The sequence below is a fragment of the Embleya hyalina genome (assembly GCF_003967355.1).
Classification (GTDB): Bacteria; Actinomycetota; Actinomycetes; order Streptomycetales; family Streptomycetaceae; genus Embleya; species Embleya hyalina.
In genome coordinates this window covers 70,205-82,073 of sequence record NZ_BIFH01000038.1, presented here as the reverse complement: position 1 = coordinate 82,073, position 11,869 = coordinate 70,205, and the positions used below count along the sequence as shown (strand labels likewise).

General features: G+C 74.4%; 10 protein-coding genes and 1 pseudogene. 5 read left to right on the top strand and 6 right to left on the bottom strand.

Annotated features, from left to right (window positions below; all coding sequences use genetic code 11):
* Positions 1-50: 50 nt before the first annotated feature.
* Positions 51-860, top strand: a complete 810-nt coding sequence (locus EMA17_RS39325) for a siderophore-interacting protein (RefSeq protein ID WP_126642015.1) — start codon at positions 51-53, stop codon at positions 858-860.
* A gap of 168 nt (positions 861-1,028) precedes the next feature.
* Here EMA17_RS39325 and EMA17_RS39320 read toward each other — a convergent pair whose 3' ends face one another.
* Positions 1,029-1,322, bottom strand: a complete 294-nt coding sequence (locus EMA17_RS39320) for a hypothetical protein (protein ID WP_126642014.1) — start codon at positions 1,320-1,322, stop codon at positions 1,029-1,031.
* Positions 1,323-1,482: 160 nt separating this feature from the next.
* Here EMA17_RS39320 and EMA17_RS39315 point away from each other — a divergent pair, with 160 nt between their 5' ends.
* The 3 genes and pseudogenes from EMA17_RS39315 (at position 1,483) to EMA17_RS39305 (ending at position 3,486) form a co-directional block, all read left to right on the top strand.
* Positions 1,483-1,767, top strand: a complete 285-nt coding sequence (locus EMA17_RS39315; RefSeq protein WP_126642013.1) for a hypothetical protein — start codon at positions 1,483-1,485, stop codon at positions 1,765-1,767.
* 113 nt (positions 1,768-1,880) lie between these two features.
* A complete protein-coding gene (locus EMA17_RS39310; protein WP_126642012.1) occupies positions 1,881-2,828 on the top strand; it encodes a D-2-hydroxyacid dehydrogenase family protein in 948 nt (315 codons plus the stop codon).
* A 26-nt stretch (positions 2,829-2,854) separates the two neighbouring features.
* Positions 2,855-3,486: pseudogene (locus tag EMA17_RS39305) on the top strand (AAA family ATPase).
* Positions 3,487-3,492: 6 nt separating this feature from the next.
* Here EMA17_RS39305 and EMA17_RS39300 read toward each other — a convergent pair.
* Positions 3,493-4,332, bottom strand: a complete 840-nt coding sequence (locus tag EMA17_RS39300) for a hypothetical protein (RefSeq protein ID WP_126642011.1) — start codon at positions 4,330-4,332, stop codon at positions 3,493-3,495.
* A 1,057-nt stretch (positions 4,333-5,389) separates the two neighbouring features.
* Between EMA17_RS39300 and EMA17_RS39295 the strand changes: the two genes are divergently transcribed.
* Complete coding sequence (locus EMA17_RS39295; RefSeq protein ID WP_126642010.1) at positions 5,390-6,205, top strand: SpoIIE family protein phosphatase; 816 nt, start codon at positions 5,390-5,392, stop codon at positions 6,203-6,205.
* 32 nt (positions 6,206-6,237) lie between these two features.
* Here EMA17_RS39295 and EMA17_RS39290 read toward each other — a convergent pair whose 3' ends face one another.
* The 4 genes from EMA17_RS39290 to EMA17_RS39275 all read right to left on the bottom strand — a co-directional run bounded on the left by EMA17_RS39290 (position 6,238) and on the right by EMA17_RS39275 (position 11,869).
* A complete protein-coding gene (locus EMA17_RS39290; RefSeq protein WP_126642009.1) occupies positions 6,238-7,899 on the bottom strand; it encodes a PucR family transcriptional regulator in 1,662 nt (553 codons plus the stop codon).
* A 285-nt stretch (positions 7,900-8,184) separates the two neighbouring features.
* Positions 8,185-9,114, bottom strand: a complete 930-nt coding sequence (locus EMA17_RS39285; RefSeq protein ID WP_126642008.1) for a GNAT family N-acetyltransferase — start codon at positions 9,112-9,114, stop codon at positions 8,185-8,187.
* Positions 9,111-10,016, bottom strand: a complete 906-nt coding sequence (locus tag EMA17_RS39280) for an ATP-binding cassette domain-containing protein (RefSeq protein WP_126642007.1) — start codon at positions 10,014-10,016, stop codon at positions 9,111-9,113. The genes EMA17_RS39285 and EMA17_RS39280 overlap by 4 nt, the downstream gene beginning before the upstream one ends.
* Entirely contained in the window at positions 10,013-11,869 is a 1,857-nt protein-coding gene (locus EMA17_RS39275) for a dipeptide/oligopeptide/nickel ABC transporter permease/ATP-binding protein (protein ID WP_246127192.1), read from the bottom strand. The genes EMA17_RS39280 and EMA17_RS39275 overlap by 4 nt, the downstream gene beginning before the upstream one ends.

Here is an 11,869-nt window from a genome sequence, read left to right as displayed (position 1 = left end):
CCACCGAACGTGAACGTCGTGCGCAGCTGTACCGGCCCTTCCACCTCACCGTGGTCCGCAACATCCCGATCACCCGCAACGCGGTCCGGATCACTCTGACCGGCCCGCGCCTGGCGAGCTTCGTGCCCGGCGGACCGGATCAGCGGATCAAGCTGTTCGTCCCGCGCGAGGGTCGACCGGCACCCCGGATCACCCGGACGGACCTGACCTGGCGCGAGGCGTGGGCGCGGATCCCCGAGGCGGATCGGCCGTATCAGCGCACCTACACCGTGCGCGCGCACCGTTCGGATCCGGTCGAGATCGACATCGACTTCGCGCTGCACGCGCCCGGTGGGCCGGCGTCCCGCTGGGCGCGCGCGGCCCGGCCCGGGGACCCGATCGAGGTGCTGGGGCCGACCGCCGCCCGCAACGGGGGCTACAGCTTCGAGCCGCCGGCGGGCCGCCGCCTGCTTCTGGTCGGGGACCACGCGGCGCTGCCGGCGATCGGGTCCATCGTCGAATCGCTGCCGGCCGACGCCGAGGGGAACGTGTTCGTCGAGGTGACCACCGAGGCGGACCGCCAGCAGTTGGCCGCGCCGCCCGGCGTACGGGTGAACTGGCTGCACCGCGGTGGCGCGCCGGCCGGGGACCACCGCCTCCTGGACGCGGTCCGCGACGCCCGGCCGCCGACCGAACACGGCTACGCGTGGCTCGCGGGCGAGGCCGGCCGGGTGCGGGCGCTGCGCCGACACCTCAAGGACGAACGCGGCATGGACCCCCGCGCGATCGCCTTCATGGGCTACTGGCGGGTCGGCCACACCGAGGAAACCGCGCACACCGAACCGGGCGCCGCCGCTCCGAGGGTGCAGCTCACCCACTGAATCGGGCGACTTCGAGGCGGCGGGCGAGCCTGTACACGGGCCCGGGCCCAAGTGCCCCCGGATCGACCCGGACCGCGGCCGGCGCGGCCGGCCGCCGACCGCGGTGGGCACGGGCGAGCCCTCGGCGTCGGTCGCGGCACGGCGGCCGTGCGTCGAGGGCTGATCGCCTCACCCGGGTCGGCCGGACCGGGTCCGCTCCTCGCGCATCCGGCGGGCGATCACCCGCAGGTCGATCCAGGCGATCACGGCCGTGAGGGCGCAGACGATCGCCGCGATCAGCCAGAGGGTGCGCACGTTGTCGGCGACGTCCCCGGCGGCGGCCACGGCGCACGCCGCGCACGCGACCACGAAGAAGGGCAGCGCGATCCGGGACATCACCCGACGCGCGGGGAGGTCGCTGCGGGGGTGGGCCGCCTCGCTGCCGGGAGGGCGCCTGGCCGAAGCGCGATGTCGCGCGTTCATACCTTTCGCATACCCGACGGCACACCCGGTACGCGGTCGCGCGCCGGGCGTTTGCACGGGTGGGAGCACGGGAGGACGCTGGAAACGTACGTGATCGAGTCCTCCGCGACGCCCGAGGCGAGTGTCGAGCGCGATCCGTACCGAAACGCAGGTGAGATCGATGCGCGTGCTTCTCTCCGCTCGGATCGACACCGAGGCGGGCAACCAGGCGATCGCGGACGGGTCGCTGGGCAAGCGGATCCAGTCCATCGTCGAGCGGGTGCACCCCGAGGCGGCCTACTTCGCCGCGTTCGAGGGTGACCGTACGTGCCTGCTGGTGTTCGACATGCAGGACTCGTCCCAGTTGCCGCCCATCGCCGAACCGTTCTTCGAGTTGGGTGCCAAGGTCGCCGTCCGGCCGGTGATGAACCTGGACGACCTGCGCACGGGTCTGGCGTCCCTCTGACCCCGGCCGACGCCGGTGGACATCGGGCGGCGCGCGGCCGAGGCCGCCGGTAGGGTCGGACGCGGTCCGGCCGGGCGAGCCACGCGACGGGGGCCGCAGGCGAGGGGGCGCACGTGTTTCGGGTGGCCGTGATCGACGACTATCAGGGGCAGGCCGCGGCGCTCGACTGCTGGGGCAAGCTGCCGGACGACACCGAGGCGGTCTTCTTCCCGGACCACGTGCACGACCCGGACGCGTTGGTCGAGCGCCTGTCGGGGTTCGACGCGGTGGTGGCGATGCGCGAGCGCACCGCGTTCCCGGCGGAACTGCAGGCCCGGCTGTCCGCGTTGCGGCTGCTGATCACCACCGGGATGAACAACGCCGCGATCGACGTCGAGGCGGCGCGTGCCCGGGGCATCACCGTCTGCGGCACGAGTCTGCTCCCGCACCCGGCGGCGGAGTTGACGTGGGCGCTGATCCTCGAACTGGCCCGGCGCGCCGGCGCCGAGGAGGCGAGCCTGCGGGCCGGTACCTGGCAGCGCGGCGTGGGCGTCGACCTCGCCGGCGCCACGCTCGGCGTGATCGGTCTGGGCAAGCTGGGCACCCGGGTGGCCCGGGTCGGCGCCGCGTTCGGGATGCGGGTGCTGGCCTGGAGCGCCAACCTCACCGCCGAACGGGGCGCGGCGGTCGGCGTCGAGGTGGTGGCCAAGGAGGAGTTGTTCCGGCGCGCCGACTTCGTCACGGTGCACGTGCGCTACGGCGAGCGCACCAGGTCGCTGGTCGGCGCGGCCGAACTCGCGTTGATGCGCCCGACCGCGTATCTGGTCAACACCTCCCGCGCGCCGATCGTGGACCGGGCCGCGCTGCTGGCCGCGCTGCACGAGGGCCGGATCGCGGGGGCCGGGCTGGACGTGTACCCCGTGGAGCCGATCCCGGCGGACGATCCGATCCTGGCGGCGCCCAATACCGTCCTCACCCCGCACATCGGGTACGCGACGCGGGACAACTACGAACTGGCGTACGCCGAGGCGGTCGAGGACGTCGCCGCGTTCCTCGCGGGCGCGCCGGTGCGGGAGTTGTAGGTCGTCGGCGGATCGGGGACACGGGCATGCTCATCTGGATCAACGGTCCCTTCGGGGGCGGCAAGACGCAGACGGCGCACGAGATGCACCGGCGGCTGCCGGGCAGTGTGGTCTGCGACCCGGAGGAGGTCGGCTTCGGGCTGCACCGGATGACGCCGCGTGCGCTGCGCGGCGACTTCCAGGATCTGCCGGCGTGGCGGCAGGGGGTGTACGAGGTGCTGGATCTGACCCTGGCCAGGCATCCGGGGCCGGTGTTGGCGCCGATGACGGTGATCGAGCCGGACTACTTCCGGGAGATCGTCGGCCGGCTGCGCGAACGGGGCCACGACGTGCGGCACTTCGCGTTGTTGGCCGAGCGCGGGACGGTGTTGCGGCGGCTGGCCGAGCGTGGCTTCGGGCGTGCGGTGCGCGTGGTGGCGGGCCGGGAGGCGCCGCTGCGGCGGGAGAGCTTCGCGGTCGACCGGCTCGATCTGTGCCTGGAACGTCTGGCCGGCCCGGAGTTCGCCGACCAATCCACACCGATCACATCGACACGCCGAAGGTGGCCGACCTGATCGCCGACGCGACCGGGTTGACCCTGGCGCCCAACACCGACTCCCCCGCGCGGGCTCGGGTGCGCCGGGCCTGGACGGGGCTGCGGCACATCCGCTTCGTGTAGCCCCGGTCAGGTCCGGGCCGGCGGCTCGTCCGGCAGGAGGGTGTCGAGGGGGAACGTGGTGGTGTGGTCCTCGGGACGGGACAGGTGCAGCGCGGTGTGGAACCAGCCCGCGGTCTCGCGGCCTTCGGGGTCCTCGGCGGTGGCGATCACCGCCTCGACGGCGTAGCGCTGTTCCCGATCGCTGGTGAAGCGGCGTTGCGGGAAGGTATGCGGGCCGAACTTCTCGGTGACCAGGCCGTGTGCGGTGAGTCCGTCGGCGATGGCCCGGTAGGAGCCGGTGCGCAGGACGAACGCGGCCACCCACACGGGTGCCGGGGCGTCGGTCAGGAAGGGGCGGAAGCTGCGCGGGGACAGGAAGCTGGCGCCGCCGGTGACGGTGATCAGGCCGGCCGGGCGCGCGGCGGCGAGCAGTTCCGGCGAGGGCGGCGCGACCTCGAGGTTCTCGGCGAACCCGGCGTCGAGCAGGCCGACCGCCAGCGCGTAGGCGATGGCGTTGGCGGCCACGTCCAGGCCGATCACCGGCACCGCGTCGGCGCGGCGGCGGGCGGCGTACCACTCGCGGTCGGCCTCGATCAGCTCGGCGGTGTCCATCGCGACGACGGGCGCGGAGCCGTACCGGTCGTACAACTCGGCCAGGGTCACGTCGTGGTTGAGCAGCGCCGCGTTGATCCCGTACGAGCAGCACATGTCCAGGACCGCGACATCCGCGGCACCGTCGGCCCGGGTGGCGACGAGCCGCCGGAACACCTCCTGCGCGTGATGCGGCGTCTGGTAGTCCCACGCGCCGAGCGCCCGGAAGAACCCCCGGGGATCCGGCCGATCATAAATCTCGTCGAACGAGGTCATGGCCTCGGTCTCGACCCCACGCCCACCACTCACCACAAGAACCCCTCTCCTCCCCCCAACCCTGCCCACCCCCCAACCCCCCAAAGCCTCCCAACCCAACGAACCCGAGCCCCTCGAAGCACGAGCGCGCAGCGGAAACGGTCACGGGGGCGGCGCGGCGGCGGACGCGGGAGCGGGGACGAACGCGGAGCGGGGCGGCAGCGGACCCGGAAGCGGGGACGAACGCGGGGCAGGGCGGCAGCGGACCCGGAAGCGGGGACGGGGACGAACGCGGAGCGGGGCGGCAGCGGATCCGCAAGCGGGGACGAACGCGGAGCGGGGCGGCAGCGGACCCGGAAGCGGGGACGGGGACGAACGCGGAGCGGGGCGACGGCGGACGCGGGAGCAGGGACGGGGACGAACGCGGGGCAGGGCGACGGCGGACCCGGAAGCGGGGACGAACGCGGAGCGGGGCGGCAGCGGACCCGGAAGCGGGGACGGGGACGAACGCGGAGCGGGGCGACGGCGGACGCGGGAGCAGGGACGGGGATGGACGCGGGAGCGGGGACGGGGATGGACGCGGAGGTGGGCGCAGGCGAGCACAGAGCAGGCGCGGGCGGAGGCGACGCAGGCACAGGCAAACGCCGGGCGCAGGTGAGCGCGGGGCAGGCAGGGGCAGGCGCAGAGCAGGCACGAACGGCCATGGGACGGACACGGGCGAGCCCGGGCGGACGAGGGCGGGTGGGCGCGGGCAAGCACGAGCGGGCGCGGGGCAGACACGGGCGAGCACAGGCGCGGGTGCAGGTGGGCGCGGGTGCAGGTGGGCGCGGAGTGGGTGCCGGTGGGCGCGGAGTGGGTGCCGGTGGGCGCGGAGTGGGTGCCGGTGGGCGCGGGCGAGCGCGGAGCGGGCACGGGCGGAGATGAAGCAGGCACGGGCAAACCCGAGTGGGCACGGGCGGAGATGAAGTGGGCACGGGCAAACCCGGGTGGGCACGGGGTGGGCGTGGGGGTTGGGGTCGTTTCGGGGGCGGCTGTTCGGGTGACACTGGTCGGAGCGATCCCGCCGTCGAGGAGACCCGTGAGCACCGACGCACAGCCGCCCGAGTCCGACGAGTCCAGCACGTCGAGCGACCGTGGCCATCCCGCCCCTGCCGTGTACGACCTCGCGCCGCGGGCGGGGGACACCGTCCTCGCCGGGGTCGACGGGCTGCGCGTGGCCGCCCGGCGGATCGAGGGCGCGGCGCGGCCCGCCGACCCGCCCGACCGGTACCGGTTCGGCGAGATCCGCGAGACGCCCTTGGGCGCACGGGTGATCTTCGGCGACGTGGCCGGCGACCCGCTGTGCGCCCCCGACCTGGCGGCGGAGGTGCTCGCCGCGTTCGGCGCGGTCGCTCCCGAACTGCCCGCGCTGACCGAGGTCTCCTACCGGATCGCGCTGTCCCTGCGCGAGGACCATCTGCGCGGCCATCGCCCCCTGGTCCGCCTGCTGCTGGCCGAGCGCCCCGGCGGCCCGGCCGGGGACGGCTCGCTGACGCTGGTCAACCGCGGCTATCCGAACCCGCTCCTGGTCGTCGGCCGGCGGGTGCTCACCCTGGAACCGATCTACCCCACCCCGCCGATCGGCGCACTGACGCCGGGCACGTTCCGCCCGCCGGAGCTGACGGTCGCGGCGGGCCGGGGCGAGCGGGTGCTGCTGTACACGGACGAACTCGCCGAGGCCGCGGGCGCGGACGGCACGCGCTACCCGTTCGCCGAGCGCGCCCCGAGCCACCTGGGCGGCGACTTCGCCGACGCGTTGCGGCGCCTGGCGGTCGACGTCGAGGCGCACTTCGCCCCGACCTTCCCCGGCGACGCGGCGCTGTTCCTGATCGAACCGGAGCCGCTCGACACCTGACCGCGCCGCACCCACCCCCTCCGGGAGCGGCCCTACCCCACCGTCCCCCGCAGCGCCGTCGGCACCAGCCGCGCCGCGTCGAGCGACCGGTGCGCCGGGCCGCTCCCGTGCACCCCGTACAACCGGAGCTGGAACATCGCGTCGAAGCGCGCGTCGCCGTCGGCGAGGTCGATCGCGCCCACCTCGGACAACCGGCGCAGCCGATAGCGGAACGTGTTCGGGTGCACGTGTACGGCCGCCGCGGCGGCGGTGACGTCGCCGAACGTGTCCAGCCACGCGGCCAACGTCTCGGTGAGATGGGTGTCGTGTTCGGCGTCGTAGGCCCGCAGTCGGGCCACCGGTCCGGCCGGCGCGTCGTCCGTGGCGGCCACCCGGTCGGCCACCTCGACCAGCAGCGACGACACGTACACGTCGCACAACCTGGCCACCCGCAGCGGGGATCGGCCCGAGCGCAACACGCGCAGCGCACGATCCGCGTCCGCCCGGGACGAGGGCAGGTCGACGGCGCGGGCGGCCACCCGGCCGATGCCCACCACCGCCTCGATCCGCCCGCCGATCCGGGCCAGGAACTCCTCGGCCAGCCGTACCGCCCGCGCGTCCGACTCGGTCGGCAGGATCGCGTAGGTGAAGCCGCCGAGCCGGGCGGTCGCGGTCCGCGGGTGTACCGCCGCCAGGTGCAGCGCCAGCGCGTCGACGATCCGGTGCTCCTCGGCCGTGCGTTCGGCCGGTGCCGCGTCGCCCACCACCGCGAGCGCGAGCACACACGCCGGCTGGTGCGCCAGGCCGAGTCGGCCCGCCGCGTCCACCGCCGCCGGCCCGCCCTCCAACACCGTGGCCAGCAGGTCGGTGCGCAACCGGCGCTCCACGTCGGCGCCCGCGCGTCGGCGCAGCAGGTGCAGCGCGACCACCTTGGCCGCCTCGATCAGCGACCGCTGCAACTCGGCGGACAGCGGCCCGCGCACCACGACCCAGATCGAGCCCAGGATCTCGTCCCCGGCGCGCACCGCGATGGCCACCCGGGGCATGTCCGAGACGCCCGCCAGGTACACGGGCCCCTCACTGCGATACAGCGCCTGGAACGCGCCGCGCTCCTCCAGGATCCGCAACCACTCGGCGGGCACCTGGCGGTCCAGGATGGTGGCGATCCGCGGCTCGTCCGCCTCGTCCTGGCGGCTGGAGAAGGCCAGTACGCGCCCGCTGCGGTCCTCCACCGTCACCGGCCCGTCGAGCAGCGCGGCGATCGCGTTGACCAGCGCGAACAGGTCGCCGGAGGGCGCGCCGTCCAGGGTTTCGCCGGTCTGCGCGCTGCCGATCTCGTCCACCGCGAGCAGCGAGCGCAGCAGCGTGGCGACCTGGGACCAGGACGCCCCGGGGGTCAGCGCGAGCACCACCACGCCGGTCTCCGCCACCGCGTCCCGGATCTCCGCGTCCACCGCGAGCGGCCCGCGCACCACGACGGCCGAGGCGGCCAGTGCGGCCGCGCGGTGCACCAGGGTGGCGATGGCCGAGGACCCGTAGACCGCGACGCCGAGCACCACCGCGCCGGGCGGGTGCGCGGGTTCGTCGCCCGGGTCGTGGATGAGGACGCCGGTGACCTCGCGGTTCGGGTCCGGTTCGCCGGCGGCGACCTCGAACAGGGTCGAGCCGAGGTCGTCGATGATGCGCCCGAGCACGGCGCGCGAACGCGCGGTCATCGCGGGTCCGTCGAGGCGCCGGCGGGCACGTCGGCCCGGGCGGATATCCGCCGGTTGTCGGTCAGGTCCGTCACGAGGGGATCCATTCGGTCGACACGAGCCCCCGTCGAACGCACCGAAGCGGCCGTGTCGCCGGTGGCCGATCCGTGTGCGGGAGTCTAAACGATCTTGGGCCGAAAAGGGGAGGACTCCGGCCCGCGCCCGGTTCGATCCGACGGCCGCGGGTGCCGCCGAACCGAACCGGGCAGGGTGCGTCACAGCTCTTCGGGTCGGGCCGAGCCGCGCTCAGCCCCCGTCCCGTCGCCGGTCCACGACATACCCCCCGAGCCGCCCGAAGCCGCGCACCACCCGGCCCTCCCCCATCAGCCCGCCGAGCACCTCGCGCACCGCCAGGCGCCACGGGGGCACCGCGTCCGGATCGGTGCGCCGCAGTCCCTCGATGTCACGCGGCACCCGGACCACCACCACGTCGGCGTCGGTCCGCCCGAGCACGGGTCGACCGTCGGCCCCCACCTCCAGAGCGATCGCGACCCCCTCCTCCCCCGGAGCCACCGCGTCGTCCGCGGGCTGCGGAATGCCCTCGCAGGCGAGGGCCACCCGAGGGGTGGTCAGATCCCAGCGGGCCAGCAGCCGGTCGGTGTGGTCGCCGGCGTTGATCGCGTCGGTACGGCGCCCGTAGAAGTCGACCAGGTACTCGGCGGGCACCGCGCCGAGCTTGGCCAGATTGAAGAACGCGTTGCGCCCCACCAGAGGGTCGAACGTCCAGCTGATCCGGGTGAGGCCCCGTTCCAGGCACCACGCCCGCTGGTGCACCTTGAGCGCGTGGCCCACCTCGCGTCCTCGCGAGCGCACGTCGACGCCCGCGATGTGCGAGTGCAGGCCGTCGGTGGCGAGCAGCCCCACACAGGCGCCGGTCAACCGGTCATCCTCGTAGCTGCCCGCCACATAGCCGCCCGCGTGCACCAGCGCCATCATCAACTCGGGCACCATCATCGGGCTGGTCGGATCCGGCCGCCAGATGCGCCCGAACAGCTCGCACACGTCGGACATCTCGGTCGGCGTGTGCAGTTCGCGGATCTCGACGTGCGCCGCGCGAGCCGCGCGGACGGCCGCCGCGGTCGCGCGGTCGCGGAACGCACCGGAATCGGGTGCGGGCTCGGGTTCGGCACGGTACAGGTCGCCGCCGATCCGCGCGCCCGCCGGTGTCGGGGTCATCGGTTCCCGGTCTCCGTTCCCTCGTCCGTACCGGAGGCGGCCCCCGCCGCTCCCGCGGTCTTCGCGCCCTCGGCACCCGCGCTCTCCGGCAGCGGCTCACCGATCCGCGGTACGCCCGACAACAGCGCCCGCGTGTACTCGTGTTCGGGGTCCTCCAGGACCTGTCCGGCCGGTCCCTCCTCGACCAGGACACCCCGGTCCATCACCGCGATCCGGTCCGCCAGGTAGCGCACCACGGCCAGGTTGTGCGTGATGAACAACATCGCGAAGCCCAGCTCGCGCTGCAGGTCGCGGATCAGGTTGAGCACCGCGCCCTGGACCGAGACGTCGAGCGCCGAGGTGACCTCGTCCGCCACCAGGACCGCCGGTCGCGCGGCCAACGCGCGGGCCAGCGCCACCCGTTGCCGCTGGCCGCCGGAGAGCGCGTGCGGAAGTCGGGTGCTCATCCCGGGGTCGATCCCGACCAGGTCGAGATACCGGGCCACCTCCTCGGCGCGCCGCGCGCGGTCCTCGCGCGGCACCGCCTCGGCCACCGAGGCGCCCACGCTCAGCCGGGGGTTCAGCGACGCGAACGGGTCCTGGAAGACCAGTTGCACCGGCCTGCGCCCGGGCCGCCGGCCCTGGTCGACGCCGTCCACCAGGACGTTGCCCGCGGTGATCGGCACCAGCCCGACCGCGGCCCGGCCGAGGGTGGACTTGCCCGACCCGGAGCCGCCGACCAGGCCGACCACACGGCCCGCCGGCACCTCCAGGGACACGTCGTCGACGGCGGTCACCGCCGAGCGGCCACGGCCGTAGCGCACCGTGATGTGGCGCAGTTCGAGCGAACCGGACGTGCCGGCCCCGACGGGCGCTGCGCCGGCCTCGGCCGCGACCGGGGTAACCGTACCTGCGGCTTTCATCGAACCTCCTCCAGTTCGTGCACAGCGGTGGTGATCGGGTCCCAGCACGCCACACGGCGTCCGGGGCCGATGCGTTCCAGGACCGGCTCCTCGGTCCGACAGCGGTCGCTCGCCCGGGCGCAGCGCGGCGCGAACGGGCAGCCCACGCTCTCCTCGCCGGGCTCCGGCGGGCGGCCGGGGATGGTCGCCAGCGGCACGTCCCGGTCGGTGGTCATGGTCGGTACCGCGCCGATCAGCGCGGCCGAGTACGGGTGCGCGACGCCGTCGGCCAGGTCGCCGACCGGCAGTTCCTCGACGATCCGGCCCGCGTACATCACCACGACCCGGTCGCACACCTGCGACACGACGGCGATGTCGTGCGAGATCAGCAACAGCGCGGCGCCGGATTCGTCCCGCACGTCCCGCAGCAGGGCCAACACCTGGGCCTGGACGGTGACATCCAGTGCCGTGGTGGGCTCGTCGGCGATGATCAGCCGGGGCTCGCCCATCAGGCCCATCGCGATCATCACCCGCTGGCGCATGCCGCCGGAGAACTCGTGCGGGCGCTTCGAGACGCGCTGTTCGGGGTTGATGATGCCCACCGCGCCCAGTCGGGCGACGGCTCGGGCCAGTGCCGCCGCGCGGCCGGCACCGTGGTGCACCTCGGCGACCTCGGCGAGTTGCCGGCCCACGGTGAGCGCGGGGTTGAGCGAGGCCATCGGGTCCTGGAACACCATGGCCAGCGAAGTGCCCTTGGGCGCCTGGCGGTTCAGGTCCCGGTCGGCGAAGCGCAGGGTACGGGCGCTGACCCGGCCGGGGTGCGGGACCAGTCCGGCCGCGGCCAGCGCGGTCAGGCTCTTGCCCGAACCGGACTCGCCGACGATGCCGACCGCCTCGCCCTCGGTGACGCTCAGGCAGACGTCGTGCACGGCGGTGTGTCCGGGGAAGCGCACGCGCAGGTGGTCGACGTGCAGCAGGGCCGACTCCGCCTCGGCGGTGGGTTGTTCGTCGATCGAGGCGACCGGCTCGGCCTCGGGCCGGTTGGCGCCGCGGCCGCCGCTGGCGCCCGCGACCACCTCGCCGATCAGGCCGAAGGTGATGCCGGTCAGCACGATCGCGGCACCGGGGCCGACCGCCGACATCGGGTCGACCATGACCCGGTCGAGTTGTTCGTTGAGCAGGCGCCCCCAGTCGTAGTCGGGCGCCTGCACGCCCAGGCCGAGGAAGGACAGGCCGGAGAAGGCGACCAGGATGCCAGCGGCGACCTGGGCGACGAACAGCGCGACCGGTTCGGCGATGTTGGGCAGGATGTGCCGCACGATGATCCGGAACCGCCCGACGCCCAGGATCCGCGCCGCGGCCACGTAGTCGGTGCCGGCGACGGCGGCGGTCAGGTTCTGCACGAGCCGGGCGGTGGCGGGGGCCGCGCCCAGGCCGATGGCGAAGGCGGCGGAGAAGGTGCCGACGCCGAAGATGACCGCGAGGAACAGCACGAACAGCAGGCCGGGGAAGGCCACGAGCAGGTTGACCGTCGCGGTGATCAGCCGGCCGGCGCGCCGGCCGAGGACCGCCGGGAGCACACCCAGGATCAGCCCGCCGAGCACCGCGATCAACGTGGCGAACAGGGTCAGTTCGAGGGTGAGTCGGGTGGCCACCACCACCCGGGCGGCGATGTCGCGACCGAGCGCGTCGGTACCGAACAGGTGCTCGGTGCCGCTGTGTCGGCCGATCGCGTCGGTGTCGATCCGGTCGGCGGTGTCGCCGGCCAGCATCGGGCCGAAGATCGCCACGAGCAGGATCAGGGCGCTGAGGATCGCCGTGGCGATCCCCATCGGGGTGCGCAGCGCCTGGCGCAGTCTAGGGGCCTTGGACAT

Bases quoted from the DNA above. Each gene is read 5' to 3' on its own strand.
- EMA17_RS39320 (WP_126642014.1), bottom strand. From the start codon at position 1,322: ATGAACGCGCGACATCGCGCTTCGGCCAGGCGCCCTCCCGGCAGCGAG.
- EMA17_RS39315 (WP_126642013.1), top strand. From the start codon at position 1,483: ATGCGCGTGCTTCTCTCCGCTCGGATCGACACCGAGGCGGGCAACCAG.
- EMA17_RS39300 (WP_126642011.1), bottom strand. From the start codon at position 4,332: ATGACCTCGTTCGACGAGATTTATGATCGGCCGGATCCCCGGGGGTTC.
- EMA17_RS39290 (WP_126642009.1), bottom strand. From the start codon at position 7,899: ATGACCGCGCGTTCGCGCGCCGTGCTCGGGCGCATCATCGACGACCTC.
- EMA17_RS39285 (WP_126642008.1), bottom strand. From the start codon at position 9,114: ATGACCCCGACACCGGCGGGCGCGCGGATCGGCGGCGACCTGTACCGT.
- EMA17_RS39280 (WP_126642007.1), bottom strand. From the start codon at position 10,016: ATGAAAGCCGCAGGTACGGTTACCCCGGTCGCGGCCGAGGCCGGCGCA.
- EMA17_RS39275 (WP_246127192.1), bottom strand. From the start codon at position 11,869: ATGTCCAAGGCCCCTAGACTGCGCCAGGCGCTGCGCACCCCGATGGGG.